We start from the raw sequence: 26873 nt of genomic DNA, 5'->3' as shown, positions 1-26873 counted from the left end.
GAGGGGGAGCCGATGCAGTCCCAGACCACGGCGCGACCGGGTCCGCGCGAGGTCGCCGAGGCGGCCCGCAGGGCGCGGCAGGTGGTGGGCGCGGTCCTCTCCCCGGCCGGCGCCCGCGGCTCGAGCGAGGAGTGGGCCGCCGCCCTCGGTGAGCTCCGGGCCCTGGCCGACGTCGTCGAGGCGGCCGAGGCCGAAGCGGTCGTGCGCCTGGCGGCCATCGAGCCGCTCGTCCTCGAGACCGGCGAGCTCGTCGAGACCCACCGTGCGCCCGGCCACGTCTCGCTCGACGCGCCGTCGATCGTCTCCGGGGTGCTGGGGATGACGGCCGTCCACGCCGAGCACTGGGTGCGCGACGCCGTCCGCCGCGCCGCCGACGGCCCTGACGGGACCGACACTGCGACCGGCCTCGGCGCGCTCCACCTCGCCATGGCGCAGGGGCGCCTGGACGGGTACCGCGCGGGCGTCGTCGCCCGCGAGCTCGAGGAGGTCCCGGCGCAGGTCGCCGCCACCGTGCTCGAGGCCGTCGACGCGTACCTCGGCGTCGAGGACGCGCCCCGCCTGCGCCGCCGGGTGCGGCGGGTTCTGGCCCGCATCTCGCCGGACCTGTTGCGGCAGAGGGCGGTCCGGGCCCGGGCGGCGTCGTCGCTGCGCCGCTGGGTCGACGAGCCGGGCACCGACACCTGGCTCGGCACCTTCCCCTCCGAGGAGGCCTGTCGGGCGTGGGCCGCCATCGACGCGCTCGCGCAGCGCCTCGTCGCCGACGGCACCTGCGAGGGCATCGACCGGGCACGGGCCCGGGCGCTCACCGACCTCGTGACGGGCAGCGCGACCATCGACCTCCGGGTCCACGTCGTGACCGTCGTCCCGGACGGCGACCCTGACGGCGAGGTTCGGCCGGCGGGGTCGGCGGTTGCCACGCGGCCGACCGACCTCGTGACCGTGCACGGCGCTGCGCCCGGCGAGCCCGTCCTCGTCGCCCGCGACTGGCTGGAGCGTGCCGTGGCCGCCACCTCCTCCCGCCCCGACCACCTCGGGCGGGTCGTCGTCGACCCCTCGAGCGGTGCCCTCGTCCCGGTCGACGATCCCGGCGCCGACGACTACCGGCCGGGGGCCGGGCTCGCCCGGCTCGTGCGGGCGCGGGACGGGCGCTGCCGCTTCCCGGGGTGCCACGTCGCCGCCCGGTTCTGCGACCTCGACCACGTCGTGCCCTGGCCCGTCGGGCCCACCACGGCACGCAACCTCGTGTGCCTGTGCCGGCGGCACCACCGCACCAAGCAGCGGCCGGGATGGTCGGTCGTCCTCCACCCGGACGCCACGACGACCTGGGTGGACCCGACCGGTCGGCGCCGGACCACGCATCCGCTGGACCACCGGCCGGTCGTCCTGCCCGACACCGGGTCCGACGCCCACCTGCCGGCGCGCCCGGCCGGTGCGGCGCCGAGCGACGCACCCCACTCCGTGCTCGAGCACCTGCTCGAGCACGGCGGGCCGCCGCAGCCCTCGCGGGGCTGCCGGGTCGAGGTCCACCGCCCCCGCGGTCGGCCGCCGGGGCGGCTCGTCGTCGAGCTCGCGCCGCACCCCCGGCGGCGCCGCTCGACGCCGCCCGGGTCACCCCCGTTCTGAGCCGCCCGGTGAGGCCTCGACGGGCGTAGCGTCCCGAGGATGAGCATCCGCCTCGGCTACCAGATCCCGAACTTCAGCTACCCCGGGGGCGACCCCGCGCGCATCGTGCCGACCGTGGTCCAGCAGGCGCAGGAGGCGGACGCCGCGGGCGTGGACGCCGTCCTCGTGATGGACCACTTCTACCAGCTGCCCGGCATCGGCGAGCCGGACCAGCCCATGCTCGAGGCCTACACGCTGCTCGGCGCGCTCGCGACGGCCACCGAGCGGGTGCAGCTCTCGACGCTCGTCACCGGCAACACCTACCGCAACCCGACGCTGCTCGCGAAGGAGGTGACGACCCTCGACCTCGTGAGCGGCGGACGCGCGGTACTGGGCCTCGGCGCCGGCTGGTTCGAGCTCGAGCACCGGCAGCTGGGCTTCGAGTTCGGCACCTTCACCGACCGCTTCCAGCGGCTCGAGGAGGCGCTGTCCATCATCGAGCCGATGCTGCGCGGGGAGCGGCCGACGGTCTCCGGCGAGTGGTACCGCACGGAGTCGGCGATGAACGAGCCGCGGCTGCGCGACGACCTGCCGATCCTCCTCGGCGGTGGGGGAGAGCGGAAGACGTTCAGGTACGCGGCCCGCCACGCGGCGCACCTCAACCTCATCTGCAACGCGACCGAGATCCCCCGCAAGCTCGAGGCCCTCGCCGCCCGGTGCGAGGAGGAGGGGCGCGAGCGCTCGACGCTCGAGACCAGCTACCTGGCCTTCGTGATGATGGACCAGGACGGCGACGCGGCGCGCCGCCTGCACCGGGACTTCCTCGCCGCCCGCGGCGTCGACCTCGACGCGATGGACGAGGACCAGCGGCGCGCCGCGACCGACCGGCAGTTCGCCGGCACGCCCGAGGAGGTGGCCGGGCAGCTGCAGGAGCGGGTGCTCGACCACGGGGTCGACGGGCTCATCGTCAACATGGTCGCCAACGGCCACGAGCCGGGGGTCGTCTCGATGATGGCCGAGGCGCTGGCGCCCCTCGTGCGGTCGCGCTGACCCGCCCGCGGGGCGCCGCAGGCGTCAGGCCTCGGGCTCGACCCGGGGGGAGGCGCCCTGCAGCTCGTCGATCAGCTCGGAGGCGTGCGCCTTGGTCAGGTTCTCCGGCACCTCGCGCCCGGCCTCGCGGGCGAGGGTCGAGAGGTAGCTCAGCTGGGGGCCGGTGGCGGGCTCGTCACCGGTCGCCCACTGCTCCGGCGGCTTCGTGGCGTCCTGGGGGTCCTGGATCGGGTCGGTCTGGGCGGGGTTCTGGTCCCGGGTGCTCATCCCTGCACGCTACGGACCGGGTCCGACAGGTCGCCCCGCCGTGACCGACCCACGGGGTCCGTGTATCACCCGGGTGCGGCGTCGCCTCCTGCCGCGTGACCACCCACGCACCCGGGAGACGCCATGGCCACCATCCCCGTCCGCCTCCGCCTGGAGCAGCTCTTCTGCTACCACGGCGCCGACGAGAGCGACAGCGAGCCGTACCTGTGGACCGTCGTCGTGACCCTCGACGGCCGTACCATCACGCACCGGCCGGACGCGCCCTCGCTCGACGGGGCTCCCGGCATCTGGTCCTCGCCGGGCAGCCACGGCAGCCTGGGCGGGCCGGTGGGCATCGGCGAGAACCGGACCGTGCCGGCCGCGGTCGGCCACCACGACACCACGCTCGAGCCCATCGTCATCACCGCGGCCGGGCACCGGGTCGAGGTGCCGGGACGTCTCGTGCTCGTCGCGATCCTCCTCGAGGACGACATGACCTCCGACGCAGGGGCCGAGGCCGCGCACGCCAAGGTCGTCGACCTCCTGCGCACCGAGCTGACCGAGGCCGTCGCCGACCTCGACCTCGACGGCGTCGGGGCGAAGATCCTCCGCGGCCTCGCCGAGGGCCGCACGGCGCAGGACGTCGCCACCGAGTACCTGCAGCAGCGGATGAAGCGCGTCGTCGACCGGCTGAACCGCTACGCGCAGGACGTGGCGATCGCGACCATCGTGCGCGAGCTGAGCTTCCCCGCCGCGGTGGTCGAGGCCTCCGACCCGGACGACTTCCAGGGCATCGTCGTCCGCTCGTGGAGCCAGGACGAGCTCGCGGCGAGCGACACCCACCGCCGCCTCGCCGTCGACGAGCTGATCTACGACCACGGGGCGGGCCATCGGGAGGCCTCCGCCTACAACTACGCCCTCCACGGGCACGTCTGGCAGCCGATCGAGGAGTACTGGGTCCCGGTGGCGGACACCCTGCCGCCGGGGCGGTGGCAGGTGACCGGCATCCAGCGGACCGGGCGCAAGCCCTTCATCAGCACCCTCGGCGGGGTGCTGCCCGACGGCAGCCCGTGGGCGATGTCGAAGAGCCGGGTGATGGACCTGCTGCGCGCCGGCACGCACACGTTCTTCGTGCGCGGCGAGACCGGTGCCGAGGCCGACGTCGTGACGACCGAGAACGAGGACAACCCCTACTTCCCCTACCTGGCGACGGTCGCGGACGCCGACCCGACGAACAACCTCTCGACGCTCCCGCCGTGCACGGTGGCCATCCGGCACACCCGCCCGGCGCCCTGACGTCGGGCTGGCCGGTCGGGACGGCCCCGGGACAGCGACAACCGCGCACGTGCGGGCTTTTCGTGGTCGGGACGGCCCCGGGCCAGCGGTAACCCTGCACGAGCGGGCTTTCCGTGGTTGGACGGCGAGGCGACAGCGACAACCCCGCACGTGCGGGCTTTTCGTGGTCGGGACGGCCCCGGGACAGCGATAACCCCGCACGTGCGGGCTTTCAGGCTGGGGTCCTGGTCGGGGGGAACATCCGTGCCCACCCGAGGGTTGAGCCTGGTGGACGCAAGTTTCGTCCCACCGATTTGTGCAGGATGGTCGGCGGGGCTAACTTGAGTGACAACGACTCAACCCGGTCCGTGGGCGCACCGCCCCGGCCCAGCACCACACCAAGGAGCACCACACATGGCACGTGCAGTCGGCATCGACCTCGGCACCACCAACAGTGCCGTCGCCGTCCTCGAGGGTGGCGAGCCCACCATCATCGCGAACGCCGAGGGCGGTCGCACCACCCCCTCCGTCGTCGCCTTCTCCAAGGGCGGTGAGGTCCTCGTCGGCGAGATCGCCAAGCGCCAGGCCGTGACCAACGCCGACCGGACGATCCGCTCCGTCAAGCGCCACATGGGCACCGACTGGGCCTCCGACGACGTCGACGGCAAGACGTACAACGCGCAGGAGATCAGCGCGCGCATCCTCCAGAAGCTCAAGCGGGACGCCGAGTCCTACCTCGGCGAGACCGTCACCGACGCCGTGATCACCGTGCCGGCGTACTTCGACGACCACGAGCGCCAGGCCACGAAGGAGGCCGGCGAGATCGCGGGCCTCAACGTCCTGCGCATCGTCAACGAGCCGACCGCGGCCGCGCTCGCCTACGGCCTCGACAAGGGCAAGGAGGACGAGCTCATCCTCGTCTTCGACCTCGGTGGCGGCACCTTCGACGTGTCCCTCCTCGAAGTCGGCAAGGACCCCGACGACGGCTTCGCGACCATCCAGGTCAAGGCGACCTCCGGTGACAACCAGCTCGGTGGTGACGACTGGGACGAGCGCGTCGTCGGGCACCTGCTGACCACGGTCAAGAACACCTCGGGCGTCGACCTGTCCAAGGACAAGATCGCGATGCAGCGCCTGCGCGACGCGGCGGAGCAGGCCAAGAAGGAGCTCTCGTCGGCCAGCTCGACGAACATCTCCCTCCAGTACCTCTCGATGTCCGAGAACGGCCCGATCCACCTCGACGAGACGCTGACCCGCGCCCAGTTCGAGCAGATGACCAAGGACCTGCTCGACCGCACGAAGCAGCCGTTCCAGAACGTCATCAAGGACGCCGGCATCTCCGTCGGCGAGATCGACCACGTCGTCCTCGTCGGTGGCTCGACCCGCATGCCGGCCGTCAGCGCCCTCGTCAAGGAGCTGACCGGCGGCAAGGAGCCCAACAAGGGCGTCAACCCGGACGAGGTCGTCGCCCTCGGCGCGTCCCTCCAGGCCGGTGTCCTCAAGGGTGAGCGCAAGGACGTCCTCCTCATCGACGTCACGCCGCTCTCGCTCGGCATCGAGACCAAGGGTGGCCTGTTCACCAAGCTCATCGAGCGCAACACCGCCATCCCGACCAAGCGCAGCGAGGTCTTCTCGACGGCCGAGGACAACCAGCCGTCGGTGCTCATCCAGGTCTTCCAGGGCGAGCGCGAGATCGCGCAGCAGAACAAGCCGCTCGGCACCTTCGAGCTCTCCGGCATCGCGCCGGCGCCGCGCGGCGTGCCGCAGGTCGAGGTCACCTTCGACATCGACGCCAACGGCATCGTCAACGTCTCCGCGAAGGACCGGGGCACCGGCAAGGAGCAGAAGATCACCATCTCCGGCGGCTCCGCGCTGTCGAAGGAGGAGATCGAGCGGATGGTCAAGGACGCCGAGGCGCACGCCGAGGAGGACAAGAAGCGCCGCGCCGAGACCGAGACCCGGAACATGGGCGAGACCCTCGTGTTCTCGACCGAGAAGTTCCTCTCGGAGTCCGGGGACAAGGTCTCGGACGAGCACCGCGCCCCCGTCGACGCGGCCCTCGCCGAGCTCAAGGACGCCATCAAGCCCGACAGTGGCGCCTCGACCGAGGACATCCAGGCCAAGATCGACCAGCTGAACAAGGTCTCCCAGGAGATGGGCGCGGCCGTCTACGCCGCGGCCGCCGAGCAGGGTGAGTCGGCGGACGTGCCCGGCGCCGAGGCGACCGATGGCAGCACCACCGGCGCCTCGGACGACGACGTCGTCGACGCCGAGGTCGTCGAGGACGACGAGGAGAAGAAGTGACCGACTCCTCGATGGACGACTCGGTGAACACCGAGGCGGTCAACGACGAGCCGCAGCGCGGTGAGGAGGCGGCCCCGGCACAGTCCGGGGCCGCCGCCCCCGGCGGGGTGCCCGCGGGCGAGCCCGCCGAGGCCCCGGCCGAGGGCGCCGCGCCCGCCGGCGAGGGCCACCCCGACACGGTCCTCGCGGCCGAGCGCCTCGCCGACCTCCAGCGTCTCCAGGCCGAGTACGTCAACTACAAGCGCCGCGTCGACCGGGACCGCGCCGTCGTCCAGGAGCGTGCGGTCCACGACGTCCTCGAGTCGATGCTCGCCGTCCTCGACGACATCCACGCCGCGCGCGAGCACGGCGACCTCGTCGGGCCGTTCGCGGCGATCGCCGACAAGCTCGAGGGCACCCTCGGGCGCTACGGCCTCGAGCGTTTCGGGGCCAAGGGCGAGGAGTTCGACCCGCAGCTGCACGAGGCGCTCATGCACGCCCCGTGGCCGGCCGGTGACGACGAGCTCCCGAGCGGCGCGAGCGCGACGACCGTCGTCACCGTCCTCCAGCCCGGCTACCGTGCCGGTGAGCAGGTCCTGCGTCCTGCCCGCGTCGCGGTCGCCGACCCCGACTGACAGCGACCGGAAGGAGGCGCCGATGGCCAGCCAGGACTGGTTCGAGAAGGACTTCTACGCCATCCTCGGCGTCCCGAAGGACGCCGACGCGGCGGCGATCAAGAAGGCCTACCGCAAGCTCGCGAAGCAGCACCACCCCGACCGCAACGCGGGGGACGCCGCGGCCGAGCAGCGCTTCAAGGACGTCGGGGAGGCGCACGCCGTCCTCTCCGACCCCAAGCAGCGCCAGGAGTACGACGCCGTCCGGTCGATGGCCGGCGGCGGCGCCCGCTTCCGCGCCGGGGCCGGCGGTCCCGGCGGGGCGACCGGGTTCGAGGACATCTTCAGCGCCTTCGGGAGCGGCGGGGCCGGCGGCAGCCGGGTCCGCTTCTCCTCCGGAGGGCCCGGTCAGGGCCAGCCCGGCGGCGAGGACATCAACGACCTGCTGTCGCAGATGTTCGGCGGCGGGGCCGGTGGTGCCCGTGGCGGCGACCCGTTCGCGAGCGGCTTCCGCGGCGCGCGCGGTCCCCGGCCGGGTGCGGACGTCAACGCCCGCACGACGCTCGGGTTCCGCGACGCCGTCGAGGGCTCGACGGTGACGCTGACGACCGCCGACGGCGCGCGGGTCACGACGAAGATCCCCGCCGGCGTGCGCGACGGCCAGAAGATCCGCCTGCGCGGCAAGGGCGGCGAGGGCGACCCCGGCGCCGCCAAGGGCGATCTCATCCTCACGGTGAGCGTCGAGAAGCACCCGGTGTTCGGGCGCGACGGCGACCACCTGACCGTCGACCTGCCGGTCACCTTCGCCGAGGCCGCCCTCGGGGCGACCGTCGCCGTGCCGACGCTCGACGGCACCCCGGTGCGCGTCAAGGTCGCGCCGGGCACCCCGAGCGGCCGCGTGCTGCGGGTCAAGGGCCGCGGCGTCGCCGGGCGCCACGGCACCGGCGACCTCCTGGCCCGCGTCCAGGTCGTCGTCCCGCAGCGGCTCACCGACGAGGCCCGCGCCGCCGTCGAGACGCTGCGCGACGCCGAGGGCGGCGTCGACCCCCGCGCCACCCTGTTCCAGCAGGCCGCGACCTGACCGGAGGTGCACCGATGGCCCGTCTCGACGTCACCGCGTTCGGCCCCGACGACGACACGCCCGTGTTCGTCATCTCGGTCGCGGCCGAGCTCGCCGGGATGCACGCGCAGACCCTGCGGCAGTACGACCGGATGGGTCTCGTCACGCCCTCGCGCACCAAGGGCGGCGGGCGTCGCTACAGCCAGCGCGATGTCGCCCTGCTGCGCGAGGTGCAGCGGCTCTCGCAGGACGAGGGCGTCTCGCTCGCCGGCATCGCCCGCATCCTCGAGCTCGAGAACCAGGTCGATGCCCTGCGCGCCCGGGTCGCCGAGCTGAGCGCGCAGGTCGAGGCGCTCGAGGCCGGCAGCGGGCGCACGACTCGGGTGTTCTCCGTCAGCCCGGCGGGCGACGTCTACGCGGCACGGCTCGGCGAGCGCCCCCGCTCCGCCGCGCGCGGCCAGGCGCTGGTCGTCTGGCGCGGCCCGCAGCGCCACTGATCCTCACCCCCGACTTCGTGCGAGCTGCGCCGCCCGACACGCCGTGGATCGGCGTGTCGAGCGGGTGAGCTCGCAACAAGCCGGGTGGGGGACCGTCGTCAGCGACGGGCCGGCAGGCGCGTGATCCAGTAGGAGGCGGTCGCCGGTGACGCGACCCCGAAGCGCGCGTTGACCGCCCAGAGCGCGCCGCCCGCGAGCGTGGCGGTCGACGGGACGTCGAGCGTCTCGTCGGTCAGGGCGCCGCGCCAGCGCGCGACCCATCCGCGGCGGTCACGACCGAGCCGGAGCACCGACACCTCGGCCTGGCCCGAGCCGCGCACGACGTAGAGCGTCGAGCCGGAGCGCTCGATGCCGTCGCCGCCGGTGATGCCCGGACCGCCCTGCACGTCGACCTCGCGGACGCGGCCGGTGCGGGTGTCGACGACCCAGAGACCGCCGGCCGTGCTGTGGTCGAGCACGGCGCTGCACCCGTCGAGGGCGCGGATGCCGTTGGCCGCGAGGTTCGTCCCGTCGTAGCCCGGCCAGTCACCGACGAGCGGCACGAAGCGCGGGGACGCGCCACGGACGGGCCGGCCGTCACGCCCGAGCCGGATCACGGTGAGCCGGTCGACGCGGGAGTCGGTGACCCACACCGCGTCCCGGGTGATGTCGAGGTCGTTGAGGAACCCACCGCCCGGGACGACGACGTCGGTGACGACGGTGCCGCGCCGGCCGTCGACGGCCCAGACGTGCGCCTCGGTGCCGACGTTGCCGACCGCCCAGACGAGCCCGGAGCGCGCGTCCCAGCGCAGGCCGCGCAGCTGCCGGCCCGTGGCGCCCGGCAGGAGGACGCGGCTCGTCCCGCGGCGCAGGTCGCCCGTGACGATGCGGCCGTCGTTGAGCGAGCCGACGTAGTAGGTCGTGCCGGGGCCGGAGGTGATGCCCTCGGGCTGGATGCCGTCCGGCAGCCGGACGGTCTCGGGGAGTCGGCCGCCGTGATGGCGTCCGTCGGCCGCCGCGGACGGCGCGAGGGAGAGGCCGGTGGCGCCGAGGACGCCGACCGCGCCCGCGGTCAGCGCCGAGCGGCGGGTGAGGGAGGTCGTCGGGCGGGCGGGCTGCGTCAGGGTGTCCATGGTCCACGGTGGCCCGGTCGTGCCGGGGAGGGCGCGGGGGAGTCCGGCGGGACGCAGAGCCGTCGAACCTCGTCCGGCGGCCGGTCCTCGTCGCGAACGCGGGTGAAACCGCCGGAGGAGACCGGCGGGTTCACACGCGTTCGCGGGAGGGTCAGGGGGTGGTGAGGGCGGGGCGGCGGACACGCGCCGCCGCGGAGAGGACGACGAGCGCGGCGACGACCGCGGCGAGCCCGACGATCGCCGAGCGCGGCTCGTCGGTCAGGCGGCCCCACGCGATCCAGCCCAGCCCCCACGCCATCGCGACCGCGACGGCCCAGCGGCCACCGAGGCGGCGGGCGAAGAGGACCCCGAGACCCGCGGCCACGGCGAGGACGACGACGGCGAGGACCTCCGCGACGAGACCGGAGGGGTCGATACCGCTCTCGATGAGCGTCGTCGTGACGTTGGCGACCGTGGCGACGGTGACCCAGCCGAGGTAGAGGCCGAAGGTGCCGTCGACGAGCACCGTCTCGGCGTGCCCGTAGGACGGGTTCTCCTGGAGCCGGCGCACGAGCAGGCCGAGCGTCAGCGCGAGCGCCACGATGACGACGACGCTGGCCCAGAGCCATCCCTGCTGGGTCACGAGCAACCATGCGGCGTTGAGGACCATCGAGACGGCGGCGAGCCAGCCGATGGCGCGGTGGCGGCGGTCGCTCGCCTGCTGCGGCAGCCACTGCCAGACCGTGTAGCCGAGGAGACCGATGTAGATCGGCGTCCAGATCGAGAACGCCGGCCCGGCCGGGGCGACGAGCGTGGCGTCGGCGGCCAGCGCCCCGCCCGAGGACTCCTCGACACGGGTGCCGATGACGCCGACCCCGACGAGGGTGCCGACGACGCAGAACACCTCCGCGAGGGTGACGCCCACCTGCCGGAGGCGGTCGGCCGAGGTGGGGGCGGTCGAGGTGACGGTCGCGGCGCTCATGCACCGACGCTAGCGGGGCGCTCGGGCGCCCGGCCGCGACAGCGGCGCGACGGGCGTCGGAGCGTCCATACTCGGCGGATGACCGAGCACCTCATCGTCTTCCCGGACCGCGAGACCGCCGAGGACGTGGCGGAGGGGTTGCGCGAGGACGGGTTCGACGACGTCCGTGTCGTCCGGGAGGCGCTGGCCGGCGAGGACGACGCCGAGGACCACGAGTGGGGCGTGCTCGTGCAGGAGGAGACGGTGATCGACGAGAGCCGGCCGGTCGCCCAGGGGCTGCGCGACCGCTTCGCCGCCCTCGCCGAGGAGCGCGGCGGCTGGTACGACCCCGACCCCGCGGGGTGAGAGGAGCGGGAGGGCGCGAACGGCTGGCGGGAGCACCTTGAGCGGAATACACTCAACTTTGGTGAGCGTTGCTCCGGATGACGTCACCACCCCACCGCACGACCAGGAGACACGACCCGAATGGAGCTCAAGCCGACGACGAAGGTCGCGGAGGCCCTCGCGCTCGCCCAGCGCGCCGCGCAGACCGCCGGCCACGCCGAGATCACGCCCGACCACCTGACGAGCGCCGCCGTGCGCCTCGACACCCCCCTCGCCGACGCGTTGCTCACCGCCGCCGGCACCGGCGCCCAGCACGTCCTCGGCCAGGCCGACGCCCGGCTGCGGGCCCTGCCGACGACGAGCGGCGCCACCGCGCAGCCGCCGACCTTCGGCCGCGAGGCCGTCGCCGTGCTCCAGCAGGCCGACACCCTCATGCGGGCCAAGGGCGACACCTTCCTCGCCCTCGACCTCGTCCTCCTCGCGCTCGCCGAGACCGGCCACCTCGCGGCGGTCGAGAAGCGCGGCGCGGCCGACATCGAGCGCACCATCGACGAGCTGCGCGGCGGGCGCACCGTCACCTCCGAGACGCAGAGCGAGACGGGCGAGGCGCTCGCGCAGTACGGCACCGACCTCACGCAGGCCGCGCGCGACGGCAAGCTCGACCCGGTCATCGGACGTGACGAGGAGATCCGCCGCGTCGTCCAGGTCCTCTCGCGGCGCACGAAGAACAACCCCGTCCTCATCGGCGAGCCCGGTGTCGGCAAGACCGCCGTCGTCGAGGGCCTCGCCCAGCGCATCGTCGACGGCGACGTCCCGGAGTCGCTGCGCGACAAGCGGCTCGTCAGCCTCGACCTCGCGGCGATGGTCGCCGGCGCGAAGTACCGCGGCGAGTTCGAGGAGCGACTCAAGGCCGTCCTCGAGGAGATCAAGGGCAGCGACGGCCAGGTCGTCACGTTCATCGACGAGCTGCACACCGTCGTCGGCGCCGGGGCGAGCGGGGAGTCGGCGATGGACGCCGGCAACATGCTCAAGCCGATGCTGGCCCGCGGCGAGCTGCGCCTCGTCGGCGCGACGACGCTCGACGAGTTCCGCGAGCACATCGAGAAGGACCCCGCCCTCGAGCGCCGCTTCCAGCAGGTGTTCGTCGGCGAGCCGTCCGTCGAGGACACCGTCGCCATCCTCCGCGGCCTCAAGGAGCGCTACGAGGCGCACCACAAGGTCGAGATCGAGGACAGCGCGCTCGTCGCCGCCGCGGCGCTCTCGGACCGGTACATCACCGGTCGCAAGCTGCCGGACAAGGCGATCGACCTCGTCGACGAGGCCGCGTCGCGGCTGCGGATGGAGATCGACTCCAGCCCCGTCGAGATCGACGTCCTGCGTCGCCAGGTCGACCGGCTGAAGATGGAGGAGCTCCACCTCGGGCGCGAGACCGACGAGGCCTCGCAGGAGCGGCTCGGCCGGCTGCGGGCCGACCTCGCCGACGCCACCGAGCAGCTCGACGCGCTCAACGCCCGCTGGGCCGCCGAGAAGGAGGGCCTCAACCGGGTCGGCGACCTCAAGGCGCGTCTGGACGACCTGCGCACCCGCGCCGAGCGGCTCCAGCGCGACGGCGACTACGAGGGTGCCTCGCGCGTCCTCTACGGCGAGATCCCCGCGCTCGAGAAGGAGCTCGACGCCGCGCAGGCCGCCGAGACCGCGCTCGAGGGCGCGGACCTCATGGTCAAGGAGCGCGTCGGCGCCGACGACATCGCCGAGGTCATCGCGGCGTGGACCGGCATCCCCGCGGGGCGCCTGCTCCAGGGCGAGACCGAGAAGCTGCTCTCGATGGAGTCGATCATCGGTGCGCGGCTCATCGGCCAGTCCTCTGCCGTGCGTGCGGTGTCGGATGCGGTGCGCCGCAGCCGGGCCGGCATCGCCGACCCCGACCGGCCGACCGGCTCGTTCCTCTTCCTCGGCCCGACCGGTGTCGGCAAGACCGAGCTCGCGAAGTCGCTGGCGGACTTCCTCTTCGACGACGAGCGGGCGATGGTCCGGCTCGACATGTCCGAGTACTCGGAGCGCCACTCCGTCGCCCGGCTCGTCGGCGCGCCCCCCGGCTACGTCGGGTACGAGGAGGGCGGCCAGCTGACCGAGGCCGTGCGCCGGCGTCCGTACTCGGTCGTGCTGCTCGACGAGGTCGAGAAGGCCCACCCAGAGACGTTCGACATCCTCCTGCAGGTGCTCGACGACGGCCGGCTCACCGACGGGCAGGGCCGGACGGTCGACTTCCGCAACGTCATCCTCGTCATGACGAGCAACCTCGGGTCGCAGTACCTCATCGACCCGACGCTCGACCCCGAGGCGCGGCGCAACGCCGTGATGGCGGCGGTGCGGGGCGCGTTCAAGCCCGAGTTCCTCAACCGCCTCGACGAGGTCGTCGTCTTCGACCCGCTCTCGCGTGACGAGCTCGCGCACATCGTCGACCTCCAGGTGCGGGCGCTCTCGACCCGGCTGCACGACCGCCGGATCACCCTCGAGGTGTCGGCGGACGCCAAGGAGTGGCTCGCCGCGACCGGGTACGACCCGGCGTTCGGGGCCCGGCCGCTGCGCCGGCTCGTCCAGAAGGAGGTCGGCGACCGCCTGGCCACCGCCCTCCTCGCGGGCCGCGTCCGTGACGGCGACACCGTGCGGGTCGACCTCGACGCCGCCGGTGACGCCCTCACCCTCGCCTGACCCCATCCGCCTCACGTTTTCGGGGTGACCCCGAAATGTCCACGAGACCCCGGCTCGGAGCCGGGGTCTCGTGGACGAACCCCTGTGTCGCGGACCGGTCGGACCTGACGTGGCGCCACCCGCGCGCCGGTTACCCTGACCGCCATGCGCCGCCGCCTGCTCCCCGCCCTCCTCCTGGCCGCGGCCGTCGCGCTCCCCGCCGGGTGCTCCGACGAGGACAAGGCGCCCGCGAAGACCCCGACCCAGCGCCTCGAGGCCGCCCGGGCCGCGCTCGAGCAGGCCGGCAGCCTCACGCTCGACCTCAAGAGCACGGACGTCCCCGCGCGCACGAACGGCGTGACCGCCGCGACCGGGCAGGGCGTCGTCAGCCCTACCGAGCCGAAGTTCAAGGGCACCATCACCGGCACCGTCAAGGGCGTCGGCGCCACCGTCGAGGTCATCGCGATCGGCGACGAGACGTGGCTCAAGCTCTTCACCCCCGACTTCGAGCCGTTCGACCTCTCGACGCTGAACGCCCCCAACCCGGCGACCTTCTTCGACCCGTCGAAGGGCATCGCCGGCCTGCTGCCCGAGACGACGTCGCCGACCGCCGGCGGCCAGGTGCGGGCCGGCCGCGACGTCCTCACCCAGGTCACGGGGACCCTTCCGGCGCAACGGGTCGAGGACCTCTTCCACCTCGGCGAGGGCGACGGCACGTACGAGGTCACCTACGGCCTGACCGACGCCGACCAGCTGCGCACCGCGACCCTCGTCGGCCCCTTCTTCGGCGGGTCGGACTCGACGTACACGCTGACGCTCACCGAGTACGGCGCCCCCGTTGTCATCGACCGCCCCTAGGGCGCTGCTCGGCGCCGCGTCCGTCGCCGTCGCGCTCGCCGCCGCCGACACCTACGTCGTCGTCCTCGCGCTCACCGACATGATGCGCGGGGTCGGCGTCGGCATCGACTCGCTGCAGCGCGCGACGCCCATCGTCTCCGGGTTCCTCCTCGGCTACGTCGCGGTGCTGCCGCTCGTCGGCCGGGTCGCCGACGTCGTCGACCGCCGGCGCGTCCTCCTCGCCTGCCTCGGCGTCTTCGTCGTCGGGTCGGTCGTCACGGCGCTGGCCACCGAGCTCCCGGTGCTCGTCACCGGGCGGGTCGTCCAGGGCGCCGGGGGCGGCGGCCTCGTCCCCGCGACCCTCGCGCTCGTCGCCGACCTCTGGCCGCCCGGCCGTCGCGGCGTCCCGCTCGGGGTCGTCGGGGCCGTGCAGGAGCTCGGCTCCGTCCTCGGGCCGGTGCTCGGGGCCGCGGTGCTCGCGGTCGCCGACTGGCGCGCCATCTTCTGGTTCGGCGCCGGGGCGGGGGTGGTCCTCGCCGGCGCGGTCGTCGTCACGGGGGGCGGTGTGCCGCAACGTCCACGCGCGCTCCCCACCGTCCTCGGGGTGCTCGCGGGTGTCGTCGGCTGGCTGGTCCTCGCCGCGCCGGACGTGCTCGTGACGAGCGTGTCGCTGGGCGTCCCGTTCGTCCCCTTCGGTGACGCGACCTCGCGCCTTGCGACCCCGATCGGCGTCGTCGCGCTCGTGCTCCTCGTCGCCGCGCTGGGGGCCTGGCTGCGAGGTCGCTGGGCCGCGGTCCGGCGCGTCGACCTGCTCGGCGCCACCCTCGTCGGCGGCGCGCTCGGCTGCGTCGTCCTCACCTTCGCCGCCGCGCAGCCCGAGCGCGAGGTCGTCGGGCCGCTCGGCTACGCGCTGCTGCCCGTCGCCGCCCTCCTCGCGCTCGCCTACCTCGTCCACCACCGCCGGGCGGTCTCGCCGCTCGTCCCGCGCGGGCTGGTGCGCGGGCGGCTGGTCCGCGCGCTCGTCGTCTCGCTCCTCGTCGGGGTCGCCCTCGTCGCCGTCGTGGTCGACGTGCCGCTCATGGCGCGGGTCGTCCTGAGCGGCGACGAGACCGAGGCGGCCTTCGTCCTCGTCCGCTTCCTCCTCGCCGTCCCCGTCGGTGCGCTCGCCGGCGGGTGGGCGCTGCGCCGCGCCGGCGCGGGACCCGTGGCCGGGGCCGGCCTGGGTCTGACCGCCGTCGGGCTCGGTGTGATGTCGACGTGGGGCGCGACCTCGCTCTCGGGATGGTCCGCCACCCCGGTGCTCGCGGTGACCGGTCTCGGCATCGGCCTGGCGCTGGCCCCCGTCAACGACGCCGCGCTCGCCGAGTCGTCCGAGGACACGCACGGGGCCGCCTCCTCGCTCGTCGTCGTCGCCCGGATGGTCGGGATGGTCGTCGGGCTCGCGCTGCTCACGGCGATCGGGCTGCACCGCTACTACGGCGCGGTGGCCGCCCTCCCGGACCCGACCGACGCCGACGCGCTGCGTGCCGCGGCCGTCGTCCAGGTCACCTCGGTGTTCCGGGGGGCCGCCCTCGCCGCGCTCGCGGGGGCCGCCGTCGCGCTGACGCTGGGCCGCCGCCCGAGCAGCCCGGACGGCGCGGACCGCTCGGCCTCCGGGACCCTGCACCGGGCGTAGCGTCGGGGGCATGGCCTCCGTCAACGACCTGCTCACCGACGCCCTCGACCGGGTGCGCGACACCGTCCACGGCCTGCTCGACGACGTCCTCGAGGACCGGCTCGCCCAGCCGCCCGCCGACGGCGCCAACACCGTCGCGTGGCTCGTGTGGCACCTGACCCGCGTCCTCGACACCCACGTCGCCGACGCCTTCGACCGCGACGTCGTGTGGACCTCCGGCGGATGGTTCGAGCGTTTCGGGCTGCCGTTCCCCGCCAGCGCCCACGGTTACGGGATGTCCTTCGACGACGTCCGTGCGGTGCGCGCCTCCGCCGATGACCTGCGCGGCTACTTCGACGCGACGCACGCGATGGTCACCGACGCCCTCGCCGAGGTGACCCCCGAGTCGCTCGACCGCGTCGTCGACGAGGACTGGGACCCGCCCGTGACGCTGGCCGTCCGGCTCGTCAGTGCGCTCAACGACGCGACGCAGCACGTCGGCCAGGCCTCCTACGCCGCGGGGATGCTCGACCGCGCCTGACACACGTCCGCGGGAGATCGGGCGCTGGGAGCCGGTCGGGCGCTCCCGAGCGGCGAGGATCGGCAGATGCCCGAGCTGCCCGAGGTCGAGTCCGCCCGCGCCGTCATCGAGCGGGGAGGGCTGCACCGCACCATCGTCGACGTCGACGACTCCGACACGTGGGAGTGCCGGCCGCACCGCCCCGGCGAGATCCGGGACGCGCTCGTCGGGCACCGGCTGACCGCCGCCCACCGTCGGGGCAAGTCGATGTGGTGCGAGCTCGGCGGAGACGCGCCGACGCTCGGGATCCACCTCGGGATGAGCGGGCGCATCGTGGTCACCGGGCCGGACGGCGACGACGTCGGCGGCGACTACGTGCCGCCGCGGCGCTCGGCCCGCACCCCGAAGGAGGAGTGGTACCGCTTCTCGCTGACGTTCGAGGGCGGCGGCCGGCTGCGGCTGCTCGACCCACGGCGCCTCGGCCGGGTCCGGCTCGACCCAGACGTCGACGCCCTCGGCCCGGACGCCGCCGAGATCGGGCGCGAGGAGTTCCGCGAGCGCGTCGGCCGGGGGCGGGCGCCCGTCAAGGCCCGCCTGCTCGACCAGTCGGTGATCGCCGGGGTCGGCAACCTCCTCGCCGACGAGGTGCTCTGGCAGGCCGGGGTCGACCCGCGCCGCACCGTCGACACGCTCGGGACCGACGACCTCGACGCCCTGCGACGCAGGCTGCGAGCGGCCGTCCGGACCGCCGTGCGGCGGGGCGGCGTCCACACCCTCGAGGTCGTCGCGCACCGCGGGTCGTCGGGGCACTGCCCGCGCTGCGGCAGCGAGATGGCCCGGGCGACCGTCGGCGGGCGCACGACGTGGTTCTGCCCCCGCGAGCAGCACTGACCCGCGCGACTGGGCGGGATGCGGGGTGCGGCGCGCGCGGCGGGGCGCGCACCGGTCAGGCGCGGCGGCGGGTGCCCGGGCTCGTGCCGGCGCCGTCGACCCCGACGGGCACGGGCAGCGGCGCCACGCCGGTCAGCCACTTGCGGTACCGGACCCGGTCGCCCCAGCGCGCGAGCTCGTCCCAGAGCGCGGCGTGCGCGGCCCACGGCAGCGGGTCGGCGCCGGAGCGCCACGACGCCCCGAAGGACACCCACACCGGCACCCAGCCCTCGGCGTCGTCCCAAGCGCCGCGCCGCGCCATGAGGACCCGGCGCCGGTACTGGAACGCCCGCCGGGGGCCGTCGCCCGGCACGGGCGCGGTCGCCATCGGCCAGACGCGCAGGTCGAGGTGCATGAGGGCGACCTCGAGCGCGCCGAGGACCGCCGGGTCGACGAGGACCGTCGCGACGTTCTCGTGGGGCGGGCGGGTCATCACCGCACCGTAACCCCGGGCACCGACGCCCGTCACGCCCCTCCCGCGGGACGGGCGCTCAGGCGTCGAGCTGCACGACGACCGGTGCGTGGTCGCTCGCGCCCGTACCCTTGCGCTCCTCGCGGTCGATGGCGGCCCCCGCGACGCGCGCGGCGAACGACGGCGAGCCGAGGACGAAGTCGATGCGCATCCCGCGCTTCTTGGGGAAGGCGAGACGCTGGTAGTCCCAGTACGTGTAGGCCCCGGGGGTGTGCGGCCGGACGACGTCGACGAAGCCGGCGTCGAGGAAGGCCGCGAACGCGGCGCGCTCCGGCGGGCTGACGTGCGACTTGTCGAGGTAGTACTCCATCGACCAGACGTCCTCGTCCTGCGGCGCGATGTTCCAGTCGCCGCAGAGGGCGACCGGCGTGCCGTCGGCGGCCCACTCGACCGCGCGGTCGCGCAGCCCGCGCAGCCAGGTCAGCTTGTAGTCCATGTGCGGGTCGTCGAGGGCGCGGCCGTTGGGGACGTAGACGGACCAGACGCGCACGCCGCCGCACGTCGCGCCGATGGCCCGGGCCTCCGGCGCGAGCGGCTCGCCCCAGCCGGGGTCGCCGTCGAAGCCGACCTGCACGTCGTCGAGCCCGACCCGCGAGAGCACCGCGACCCCGTTCCACTGGCTCACGCCGTGGTGGGCGACCTCGTAGCCGAGCGCGCGCAGCCGCTCGTACGGGAACTGCTCGTCCTTGGCCTTGGTCTCCTGCATCGCGAGGACGTCGACGTCGGCCCGCTGCAGCCAGGCCTCGACGCGGTCGATGCGGGAGCGGATGGAGTTGACGTTCCAGGTGGCGATGCGCACGCGGCCACCCTAACGAGGCGCACCGACGGCGCTCGTGGGCCGTCCCGGCGGTGCAGGCTGGGGCGATGGACGCCGCCGAGCCCACGCTGCACGTCACCCGCCGCGGGGAGGGGCCGCCCGTCGTCCTCCTCCACGGCTACCCGCAGACCCATCGGATGTGGGATCGCGTCGTGCCGGGGCTCGTCGCCGCCGGCCACGAGGTGGTCGCCCCCGACCTGCGCGGCTACGGCGACAGCGACAAGCCGGGAGGCGACCCCGGGCACCGCCGGTACGCCAAGCGGACGATGGCCGCCGACGTCGTGCGGGTGATGGACGAGCTCGGCCACGACCGGTTCGCGGTCGTCGGCCACGACCGCGGCGCGCGCGTCGGCCACCGGCTCGCGCTCGACCACCCGGAGCGCGTCGCGCGGCTCGCCGTCCTCGACATCGCCCCGACGCTGCACATGGTCGAGCACGCGGACGCCGCCTTCGCGACCGGCTACTACCACTGGTTCCTCCTCGCCCAGCCGGACGGTCTTCCCGAGCGGCTCGTCGGTGCCGACCCGGAGCTCTACCTCCGCGAGAAGCTGCGCCGCTGGTCGGCGCCGGACTTCGTCTTCGACGAGGACGCCGTGCGCGACTACGTCCGCTGCTTCGCCACCCCGGAGGCGGTCCACGCGAGCTGCGAGGACTACCGCGCCGCGCTCGGACCGGACCTCGACGACGACCGCGCGAGCCGCGGGCAGCGCCTCGCCTGCCCGCTGCTCGTCCTCTGGGGCGCAGCGGGTTTCGTGGCGCGCACCTACGACGTCCTCGACGTCTGGCGGGGGTACGCCGACGACGTGCAGGGGCACGCCGTCCCGGGCGGCCACTTCTGCGCCGAGGAGTCGCCCACCGAGGTGCTCGACGCGCTCGTCGCCTTCCTCGGCGAGGCCGGCGAGGGGACGGCGGCATGAGCACCGCCCTCGTCACCGGTGCCTCGGCCGGCATCGGCCGCGCCTTCGCCGAGCGGCTCGCCCACGACGGCCTCGACGTCGTCCTCGTCGCCCGCGACCGCGCCCGCCTCGAGCGCCTGGCCGCCGAGCTGCGCGAGCGGTACGGCGTCGCCACCGAGGTGCTCGTCGCCGACCTCGCCGACCGGGCGCAGACGCAGGAGGTCTGCCGCCGCCTCGCCGACGAGGACCGCCCGGTCGAGGTGCTGGTCAACAACGCCGGCCTGGGGCAGCAGCACCCGTTCCTGGACAACGAGATCCGCCGCGAGGAGGCCGCGCTCGACGTGATGGTCCGGGCCGTCCTGCTGACCTGCCACGCCGCCGGACGGGCGATGCGGGCGCGGGGGAGCGGGCGCATCGTCAACGTCAGCTCGGTCGCGTCCTTCACGACGAGCGGCCCGTACTCGGCCGCGAAGTCGTACGTCACGGTGCTGTCCGAGGCGCTCGCCGGCCAGCTCGCGGGGACGGGGGTGGCGGTCACCGTGGTCTGCCCGGGGCTGACCCGCAGCGAGTTCCACGAGCGCGCCCGCATGTCGCTGCCCGGGGTGCCGCGGGGGCTGTGGCTCGACGCCGACGAGGTCGCCCGCCAGGGGTTGGCCGACGCCGCGGCCGGTCGTGTCGTCTCGGTGCCGGGCCCACAGTGGAAGACGCTGTCGCTCGCCGTGCGGATGGCGCCGCGCCCGCTCGTGCGCGGCGCCGGCACGCGGCTCGTCGAGCGGCTGCGCGGGCGTCGCTGAGCCACCCGCGCCGACCCGGTATCAGGGTCGGCACCTCGTGCCTCCTCCCCGGTGACCCGCACCGGCGGGAACGGAAGGAGGCCACCATGGCCGTCAGCTGGAAGGCCCTCGCGCACGTCGTGCGCATCCCCCCGCAGGCCTGGGACGCCATCGTCCCGCACGGTCCCGCGTGGAGCGTCGTGGGTCGGTTCGACGAGGTCGAGCTGAACCCGCAGCCGCTCCCGCCGCGCGAGGCGGCCATCGGGGCGCGGATGCTCGAGTCGCTGCTCTGGACCTCGATCATCATCGTCGGCGGGCGCGACGGCGGGGGCCGGGCGCTGCTCGACGAGATCGACGACTGGTGCGGCACCGGCTGGCCGAAGAAGTGGCCGAAGCCGAAGCCGCGCCACGACTGGGACGAGGGGCAGCTCTTCACCGGCGCCGCGCTCGCGGCCGCCGCCCTCGCCGAGCAGTACGACCACGACCCCGAGATGCAGGACGTCCTCGGCGCGGCGGCGGAGCGGCTGCTCGAGCGCGCCGGATGAGCTCCGCACGGGCCGGCCCACCCCCTCCGCGACCGGCCCGTGCGGTACCGGGGGCGGCCGCGGCGCCGGGGTCTTCCCGACGCCGCGGCCGCGACGTAGCATCGCGAGGTGCGCCCGGCCGTCGAGCCCGCGGTGCTCCGCGAGTACCGCCACCTCCTCCGCACCGCCCCCGCCGACTGGCAGGAGACGGCGCACCGGCACGCGCTGACCCGGCTCGGCGCGGCCGCCCGGCAGGCCCTGCTCCTCGAGGTGCAGCGCCTCTGCCTCACCGGGACCCGCGTCCGCCCGGACGACGTCCCGACCCTGGCCCGTCTCCTCGTCCACGGCGAGCGGCACCGGCCCCGGGTCCTGCTCGACGGGATGCGCCCCGACCTGCTCCGTCTGCTGGCCCGCGCGGTCGTCACGAGCCCGACCGGGCGGACGCTCCGCGTCGGCGAGGAGATCTGGGACGGCGCCGACCCGGCCGGCCCCGCCGACGAGCCGCTCGTCCGTGGCGGCGTCGGGTGGTCCGGCGAGTGGGGCAGCGCCGTGACGCCGGTCGACCTCGGCTCGACCTGGCTGCCGACCCCGCTGCCGCGCCGGCGACGCTGAGCCCTCGACCGACCCCCTACCGTGGTGCCCGTGACCGACATCGCCGCCGACCGGGCCCGCCTCCTCGAGATCATCCGCGACCGCGCCATCGTGCACGGGCGGGTCACCCTCTCCTCCGGCAAGGAGGCCGACTACTACGTCGACCTGCGCCGGGTCACCCTCGACGGCGAGGCGAGCCCGCTCGTCGGGCGGGTGATGCTCGACCTCGTCGCCGACCTCGACTTCGACGCCGTCGGCGGCCTGACCCTCGGTGCCGACCCGGTCGCCACCTCGATGCTCCACGCGAGCGCCGCGGCCGGCGGCCGGCTCGACGCCTTCGTCGTCCGCAAGGCCGGCAAGGCCCACGGCCTCCAGCAGCGCATCGAGGGACCGTCGGTCGAGGGCCGGCGCGTCGTCGTCGTCGAGGACACCTCGACGACCGGCGCGTCCCCGCTCGATGCCGCCCAGGCCGTCCAGGAGGCCGGCGGGACGGTCGTCGCCGTCGCGACGATCGCCGACCGCGCCACCGGCGCCGCCGAGAAGTTCGCCGCCGCGGGGCTGGAGTACCGCCACGTCTACGGCCTCGAGGACCTCGGCCTCGCCTGACCGCCCGCCGACCCGGCGCCCGCCCTGCGAGCAGGGCGGGCGGCGGGCCCGGAGGCCCGTGGCTCAGCGGGTCGGGTGCGGGACCTGCGTCACCTCGCCCTTCTGGACCCGGTCGAAGTAGCTCCGGATGACGCCGCGGATCTCCGGTGCCATGAGGTAGAGCCCGACGAGGTTCGGCAGGGACATGAGGAAGATCGCCGAGTCGGAGAAGTTGATGACCGGCCCGAGGGCGGCCGCCGACCCGACGACGGTGAAGACGAGGAAGACGACCTTGAAGGTGTTCTCGGCGACGACGTTGTCGCCGAAGAGGTAGCCCGTGGCCTTCATCCCGTAGTACGACCAGCTGATCATCGTCGAGAACGCGAAGAGCACGACCGCGAGCGCGAGCACGTTGGGGAACCACGGCAGCACGGTCGCGAAGGCGTCCGAGGTGAGCGCGACACCGCCGAGCTCGGAGGCGTCCGGGTTGGTGTAGGCCCCGGTGATGACGATCGTCAGCGCGGTCATCGTGCAGATGACGACCGTGTCGATGAACGGCTCGAGCATCGCGACGAAGCCCTCGGTGGCGGGCTCCTTGGTCTTGACCGCCGAGTGCGCCACCGACGCCGAGCCGAGCCCGGCCTCGTTGGAGAAGGCCGCCCGCTGGAACCCGACGATGAGCGCGCCGACGGCGCCGCCGGCGACCCCCTCGGGAGAGAAGGCACCGGTGAGGATCGAGCCGAACGCCTCGGGGACGGCGCCGACGTTCCAGACGAGGACGACGAGGCAGGCCACGATGTAGAGGCCGGCCATGAAGGGGACGATCTTCTCGGTCACCCGGGCGATGCTCTTGATGCCGCCGATGATGACGGCGCCGGCGAGGCCCGCGAAGACCAGGCCGACGACCCACGGCACGTCGGCGATGTAGGAGTCCTCGCCGCCGGTGACGGCGATGATCTGCGCGGTCGCCTGGTTGGACTGGAACATGTTGCCGCCGCCGACGGCGCCGCCGATCATGAACAGCGCGAACAGGACCGCGAGGACCTTGCCGAGGCCGCCCATCCCGCGCGCGGCGAGGCCGTCGCGCAGGTAGTACATCGGGCCCCCGGAGACGGAGCCGTCGGCGTGCTCTCGGCGGTACCGCACGCCCATCATGCACTCGGCCATCTTCGTCGCCATCCCGAGCAGGCCGGCGAGGATCATCCAGAACGTCGCGCCGGGTCCGCCGAGGGAGATGGCGATGGCGACACCGGCGATGTTGCCGAGCCCGACGGTGCCGGAGACGGCGGTGGCGAGGGCCTGGAAGTGCGTCACCTCGCCGGCGTCGTCGGGGTCGGAGTAGCGACCCCGGACGAGGTCGATGGAGAGCTTCGGGCCACGGACCTGCATGAAGCCGAGCCAGACGGTGAAGAACGCGCCGGCGACGACGAGCCAGACGACGATGAGCGGCAGCGTCGCGCCGCCGACGTCGACGGAGTAGAAGACGAGGCCGGTCAGCCAGTCGGAGAAGCGGGTGAAGAGGTCGACGGGATTCATCAGGGCACCACCGTGACGGGGAGATGGGCGTGCTGGACGAGCCGGCTCGCGACCGAGCCGAAGACGGCCTCGCGCAGGCCGCCGTCGCCGGTGCGACCGACGATGACGTGGACGGCGCCGGTCTCGCGGGCGACGTCGGTGATGGTGTCGGACGGCTTGCCGTGGCGGACGACCTCGGTGTGCGGGACGCCGCCGTCCTCGGCGATGCGGGCCATCGGGACGAGCACCTGCTCGGTCGCGGCCGCGAGCTCGCGCTCCTTCTCGCGGTGCCGGTGCTCGTTCTCGCTCGCGGTCTGGAAGGAGTAGGGGCTCCACGGCACGACGTGGACGAGCACGACCTTCCAGTCGTTGTGGCGGGCTCTCTCGACGGCGAACTCCACCGCTCGGGTGGACGCGTCGCTGTTGTCGACACCGACGACGACGGTTTCCATGGGGCCTCCCGGTCTCAGGGCGATCGGTACGGTCCCGTTCGACCCTAGCGGCTCGGGTGTGACCCGCGCCACACCCGGCGGCCCGTAGGATCGGCCCGACCCCGTCCCCGGAGGAACCCTCGTGATCGCCACCATCGTCGTCGTCGTCATCGTGCTGGCCCTCGTCCTCTGGGCGGTCGCGGCCTACAACGGGCTCATCAAGCTGCGCAACCTCGTCCAGGAGGCCTGGCGGCAGATTGACGTCGAGCTGACCCGCCGGCACGACCTCATCGGCAACCTCGTGGAGACCGTCAAGGGGTACGCGGCGCACGAGCGGGGCACGCTCGAGGACGTCATGTCGGCTCGGGCACAGGCGATGTCGCCCGGCCAGTCGCCGGCGCAGCAGGCCGAGAGCGAGGACCTCCTCGGGCGCGCGCTCGGCCGGCTCATCGCCGTCGCCGAGGCCTACCCCGACCTCAAGGCGAACCAGAACTTCCTCGCCCTGCAGGCCGAGCTGAGCTCGACCGAGGACCGCATCGCGTCGGCCCGCCGCTACTACAACGCGACCGTCCGCGACCTCAACACCAAGGTCGAGACGGTGCCGACGAACATCGTCGCGAACCTGTTCCACATCGAGCGGGCCGAGTACTTCGAGGCCGTGGGCGAGCAGCGCGAGGCGCCGAAGGTCGACTTCGGCCAGCGCGAGGCCACCATCCCCCCGCCGAGCGGGTACACCGGCGGGCCCGCCTCCGGTGCGTCCGACGCGGCTGCCCCGCAGCCCGGCCCGGGCACGCCGCCCCCCGGAGGCACCCCCACCGCCTGACGGTTGCGGTCTCCCACCGCGGCGGCGCCGTCCACCGGTCGGTGGACGGCGCGTCCACCGCCCGGGCGTCCCGGAGCACGCCCGGTCCGAGCACGCTGGAGGCATGAGCGAGACAGCCATCCGCATCCGCGAGCTGACCAAGACGTACGGGAGCCACCGGGCCGTCGCCGGCCTCGACCTCGACGTCCACACCGGCGAGGTCTTCGCCCTCCTCGGCCCCAACGGCGCCGGCAAGACGACGACCGTCGAGATCCTCGAGGGCTTCCGCGACCGCGACGGCGGCGAGGTCTCCGTCCTCGGCACCGACCCGCACGGCGCCGGCCGGGCCTGGCGCGACCGCATCGGGATCGTCCTGCAGACCTCTGGCGGCCTCGACCTGCTCACCCCGCGCGAGGCGCTGCGCAGCACCGCCCGGTGCTACGCGACGCCGCGCGACGTCGACGAGGTCATCGAGGCGACCGGTCTCGGCGCCAAGGCCGACGACCGCATCACCGGCCTCTCCGGGGGCCAGCGCCGCCGGCTCGACGTCGCGCTCGGGATCGTCGGGCGGCCGGAGCTGCTCTTCCTCGACGAGCCGACGACCGGGTTCGACCCGCAAGCCCGCCGCGACTTCTGGGAGCTGATCCGCGGCCTCGCGCAGGGCGGCACGACCATCCTCCTGACGACGCACTACCTCGACGAGGCCGAGCACCTCGCCGACCGGGTCGGCGTCATCGCCGGTGGGCGGCTGCTCGCGCTCGACACCCCGGCCGCCCTCGGCGGCCGTCAGTCCCAGGAGGCGACGGTCTCGTGGGAGGAGGACGGCACCCGGCGCACCGTCCGCACGGGGACGCCCACCACCGAGGTCGCCTCCCTCGCAGCCCGGTTCGGCGGAGAGGTCCCCGAGCTGACCGTCACCCGTCCCTCGCTCGAGGACACCTACCTCGGGCTCATCGCCCCCCACGTCACGACCGAGCGCCAGGAGGTGCCCGCATGAACACCCTCGCCCTCGGTGTCGACCGCACGACCGTCGAGCTGAAGATGTACTCGCGCGAGAAGGAGGCCGTCTTCTTCTCCTTCCTCTTCCCGATCCTCCTGCTGCTCCTGTTCTCGGTGATCTTCTCGAGCCAGTTCGAGGACTCGGCCCGCACCGGGATGACCGCGGCCCGCTACTTCCTCCCGGGGATGGTCGCCGCCGGCGTCATCCTCACGAGCTTCCAGACGATGGCGATGTCGGTCGCCGCCGAGCGCGACGACGGCACGCTCAAGCGGCTGCGCGCCACGCCGATGCCGCCGGCGGCGTACTTCCTCGGCAAGGTCGGTCTCGTCGTGTGCACCTCGCTCGTCCAGGTCGTGCTGCTCCTGCTCGTGGCCCGGCTCGCCTTCGACGTGCCGCTGCCCGACACCGGTGGTCGGTGGCTGCTCTTCGCGGGCGTGTTCTCGCTCGGCGTCTTCGGGGGCACGGTGCTCGGCATCGCGTACTCGTCGCTCGCGTCGTCGCGCTCCATCGGCGCCGTGGTCATCGGCCCGCAGCTGGTCCTCCAGTTCATCAGCGGTGTGTACATCGCCTTCACCGACGTGCCGCAGTGGCTGCAGCAGGTGGCGTCGGTCTTCCCGCTCAAGTGGATCGCCCAGGGGATGCGGGCGGTGTTCCTGCCGGACGGCCTCGCCTCGGCCGAGATGGCCGGCTCGTGGGAGCCCGGTCGGGTGCTGCTCGTCCTCGCCGGGTGGGCGCTCGCCGGTCTGGTCCTCTGCCTGACGACGTTCACGTGGTTCAAGCGCGGCACGGTGTGAGGCGCTCGCGCCGCCCG

Annotated in this window: 28 protein-coding genes; 21 read left to right on the top strand and 7 right to left on the bottom strand. The window is 74.2% G+C overall.

Annotated features, from left to right (window positions below):
* Window positions 1-12: 12 nt before the first annotated feature.
* Together LG324_RS19650 and LG324_RS19645 are read left to right on the top strand one after the other, a co-directional pair.
* Window positions 13-1623: an HNH endonuclease signature motif containing protein gene (locus LG324_RS19650; protein ID WP_404350603.1), complete on the top strand. Its 1611-nt coding sequence runs from the start codon at window positions 13-15 to the stop codon at window positions 1621-1623.
* A 39-nt stretch (window positions 1624-1662) separates the two neighbouring features.
* The gene (locus LG324_RS19645; RefSeq protein WP_404350601.1) at window positions 1663-2652 is read left to right on the top strand and encodes an LLM class F420-dependent oxidoreductase; all 990 of its coding nucleotides are present in this window, start codon (window positions 1663-1665) and stop codon (window positions 2650-2652) included.
* A gap of 24 nt (window positions 2653-2676) precedes the next feature.
* On the opposite strand, the gene LG324_RS19640 is transcribed toward LG324_RS19645, so the two are convergent.
* Complete coding sequence (locus tag LG324_RS19640) at window positions 2677-2919, bottom strand: DUF3072 domain-containing protein (protein ID WP_404350599.1); 243 nt, start codon at window positions 2917-2919, stop codon at window positions 2677-2679.
* Window positions 2920-3042: 123 nt separating this feature from the next.
* Between LG324_RS19640 and LG324_RS19635 the strand changes: the two genes are divergently transcribed.
* The 5 genes from LG324_RS19635 to LG324_RS19615 all read left to right on the top strand — a co-directional run bounded on the left by LG324_RS19635 (window position 3043) and on the right by LG324_RS19615 (window position 8627).
* Window positions 3043-4194, top strand: a complete 1152-nt coding sequence (locus tag LG324_RS19635; RefSeq protein WP_404350597.1) for a hypothetical protein — start codon at window positions 3043-3045, stop codon at window positions 4192-4194.
* A 393-nt stretch (window positions 4195-4587) separates the two neighbouring features.
* Window positions 4588-6477 (top strand): molecular chaperone DnaK, encoded by a 1890-nt coding sequence (gene dnaK / locus LG324_RS19630; RefSeq protein WP_030526387.1) that lies wholly within the window; start codon window positions 4588-4590, stop codon window positions 6475-6477.
* On the top strand, window positions 6474-7091 hold the full coding sequence (grpE, locus tag LG324_RS19625; RefSeq protein ID WP_030526388.1) for a nucleotide exchange factor GrpE: 618 nt from the start codon (window positions 6474-6476) through the stop codon (window positions 7089-7091). Before dnaK ends, grpE begins: the two co-directional genes overlap by 4 nt.
* A 22-nt stretch (window positions 7092-7113) precedes the next feature.
* Entirely contained in the window at window positions 7114-8151 is a 1038-nt protein-coding gene (locus tag LG324_RS19620) for a DnaJ C-terminal domain-containing protein (RefSeq protein WP_404350594.1), read from the top strand.
* Window positions 8152-8165: 14 nt separating this feature from the next.
* Window positions 8166-8627 (top strand): heat shock protein transcriptional repressor HspR, encoded by a 462-nt coding sequence (locus LG324_RS19615; protein WP_404350592.1) that lies wholly within the window; start codon window positions 8166-8168, stop codon window positions 8625-8627.
* Between the two features lie 98 nt (window positions 8628-8725).
* Here LG324_RS19615 and LG324_RS19610 read toward each other — a convergent pair whose 3' ends face one another.
* Together LG324_RS19610 and LG324_RS19605 are read right to left on the bottom strand one after the other, a co-directional pair.
* On the bottom strand, window positions 8726-9739 hold the full coding sequence (locus tag LG324_RS19610) for a hypothetical protein (protein ID WP_404350590.1): 1014 nt from the start codon (window positions 9737-9739) through the stop codon (window positions 8726-8728).
* A gap of 151 nt (window positions 9740-9890) precedes the next feature.
* Complete coding sequence (locus tag LG324_RS19605) at window positions 9891-10700, bottom strand: TspO/MBR family protein (protein WP_030526392.1); 810 nt, start codon at window positions 10698-10700, stop codon at window positions 9891-9893.
* 78 nt (window positions 10701-10778) lie between these two features.
* Between LG324_RS19605 and LG324_RS19600 the strand changes: the two genes are divergently transcribed.
* The 6 genes from LG324_RS19600 (at window position 10779) to LG324_RS19575 (ending at window position 17617) form a co-directional block, all read left to right on the top strand.
* A complete protein-coding gene (locus tag LG324_RS19600; protein ID WP_030526393.1) occupies window positions 10779-11045 on the top strand; it encodes a ribonuclease E inhibitor RraB in 267 nt (88 codons plus the stop codon).
* A gap of 120 nt (window positions 11046-11165) precedes the next feature.
* Complete coding sequence (locus tag LG324_RS19595) at window positions 11166-13736, top strand: ATP-dependent Clp protease ATP-binding subunit (RefSeq protein WP_207022288.1); 2571 nt, start codon at window positions 11166-11168, stop codon at window positions 13734-13736.
* A gap of 144 nt (window positions 13737-13880) precedes the next feature.
* Complete coding sequence (locus LG324_RS19590; RefSeq protein ID WP_404350587.1) at window positions 13881-14573, top strand: LppX_LprAFG lipoprotein; 693 nt, start codon at window positions 13881-13883, stop codon at window positions 14571-14573.
* The gene (locus LG324_RS19585) at window positions 14554-16227 is read left to right on the top strand and encodes an MFS transporter (RefSeq protein WP_404350585.1); all 1674 of its coding nucleotides are present in this window, start codon (window positions 14554-14556) and stop codon (window positions 16225-16227) included. The genes LG324_RS19590 and LG324_RS19585 overlap by 20 nt, the downstream gene beginning before the upstream one ends.
* Before the next feature lie 10 nt (window positions 16228-16237).
* A complete protein-coding gene (locus LG324_RS19580; protein WP_404350583.1) occupies window positions 16238-16747 on the top strand; it encodes a DinB family protein in 510 nt (169 codons plus the stop codon).
* 66 nt (window positions 16748-16813) lie between these two features.
* Window positions 16814-17617, top strand: coding sequence for a DNA-formamidopyrimidine glycosylase family protein (locus tag LG324_RS19575; RefSeq protein ID WP_404350581.1), 804 nt, complete (start codon window positions 16814-16816; stop codon window positions 17615-17617).
* Between the two features lie 55 nt (window positions 17618-17672).
* Here the strand turns inward: LG324_RS19575 and LG324_RS19570 are convergent, their stop codons facing one another.
* Entirely contained in the window at window positions 17673-18089 is a 417-nt protein-coding gene (locus tag LG324_RS19570) for a hypothetical protein (protein WP_051749997.1), read from the bottom strand.
* 58 nt (window positions 18090-18147) lie between these two features.
* Window positions 18148-18927, bottom strand: coding sequence for an exodeoxyribonuclease III (locus LG324_RS19565; protein WP_404350579.1), 780 nt, complete (start codon window positions 18925-18927; stop codon window positions 18148-18150).
* Window positions 18928-18992: 65 nt separating this feature from the next.
* Between LG324_RS19565 and LG324_RS19560 the strand changes: the two genes are divergently transcribed.
* The 5 genes from LG324_RS19560 to pyrE all read left to right on the top strand — a co-directional run bounded on the left by LG324_RS19560 (window position 18993) and on the right by pyrE (window position 22335).
* The gene (locus LG324_RS19560) at window positions 18993-19862 is read left to right on the top strand and encodes an alpha/beta fold hydrolase (RefSeq protein WP_404350577.1); all 870 of its coding nucleotides are present in this window, start codon (window positions 18993-18995) and stop codon (window positions 19860-19862) included.
* Window positions 19859-20635 (top strand): SDR family NAD(P)-dependent oxidoreductase, encoded by a 777-nt coding sequence (locus LG324_RS19555; protein WP_404350575.1) that lies wholly within the window; start codon window positions 19859-19861, stop codon window positions 20633-20635. Before LG324_RS19560 ends, LG324_RS19555 begins: the two co-directional genes overlap by 4 nt.
* A gap of 86 nt (window positions 20636-20721) precedes the next feature.
* The gene (locus LG324_RS19550; RefSeq protein ID WP_030526403.1) at window positions 20722-21159 is read left to right on the top strand and encodes a hypothetical protein; all 438 of its coding nucleotides are present in this window, start codon (window positions 20722-20724) and stop codon (window positions 21157-21159) included.
* 108 nt (window positions 21160-21267) lie between these two features.
* Window positions 21268-21750: a hypothetical protein gene (locus LG324_RS19545; RefSeq protein WP_030526404.1), complete on the top strand. Its 483-nt coding sequence runs from the start codon at window positions 21268-21270 to the stop codon at window positions 21748-21750.
* Between the two features lie 30 nt (window positions 21751-21780).
* A complete protein-coding gene (gene pyrE, locus LG324_RS19540; protein ID WP_030526405.1) occupies window positions 21781-22335 on the top strand; it encodes an orotate phosphoribosyltransferase in 555 nt (184 codons plus the stop codon).
* Between the two features lie 63 nt (window positions 22336-22398).
* Here pyrE and LG324_RS19535 read toward each other — a convergent pair whose 3' ends face one another.
* Both LG324_RS19535 and LG324_RS19530 read right to left on the bottom strand, forming a co-directional pair.
* Complete coding sequence (locus tag LG324_RS19535) at window positions 22399-23850, bottom strand: alanine/glycine:cation symporter family protein (RefSeq protein WP_404350572.1); 1452 nt, start codon at window positions 23848-23850, stop codon at window positions 22399-22401.
* Window positions 23850-24281, bottom strand: a complete 432-nt coding sequence (locus tag LG324_RS19530; RefSeq protein WP_030526407.1) for a universal stress protein — start codon at window positions 24279-24281, stop codon at window positions 23850-23852. Before LG324_RS19530 ends, LG324_RS19535 begins: the two co-directional genes overlap by 1 nt.
* A 121-nt stretch (window positions 24282-24402) precedes the next feature.
* On the opposite strand from LG324_RS19530, the gene LG324_RS19525 reads away from it, so the two are divergent.
* The 3 genes from LG324_RS19525 to LG324_RS19515 all read left to right on the top strand — a co-directional run bounded on the left by LG324_RS19525 (window position 24403) and on the right by LG324_RS19515 (window position 26856).
* Window positions 24403-25083, top strand: coding sequence for a LemA family protein (locus tag LG324_RS19525; protein WP_404350570.1), 681 nt, complete (start codon window positions 24403-24405; stop codon window positions 25081-25083).
* A 103-nt stretch (window positions 25084-25186) separates the two neighbouring features.
* A complete protein-coding gene (locus LG324_RS19520) occupies window positions 25187-26059 on the top strand; it encodes an ABC transporter ATP-binding protein (RefSeq protein WP_207022300.1) in 873 nt (290 codons plus the stop codon).
* Complete coding sequence (locus tag LG324_RS19515; protein ID WP_404350568.1) at window positions 26056-26856, top strand: ABC transporter permease; 801 nt, start codon at window positions 26056-26058, stop codon at window positions 26854-26856. Before LG324_RS19520 ends, LG324_RS19515 begins: the two co-directional genes overlap by 4 nt.
* Window positions 26857-26873 lie beyond the last annotated feature (17 nt).

It is taken from the genome of Phycicoccus jejuensis (assembly GCF_044797865.1).
Taxonomy (GTDB): domain Bacteria; phylum Actinomycetota; class Actinomycetes; order Actinomycetales; family Dermatophilaceae; genus Phycicoccus; species Phycicoccus jejuensis.
This window is presented reverse-complemented; position numbering and strand designations above follow the sequence as displayed.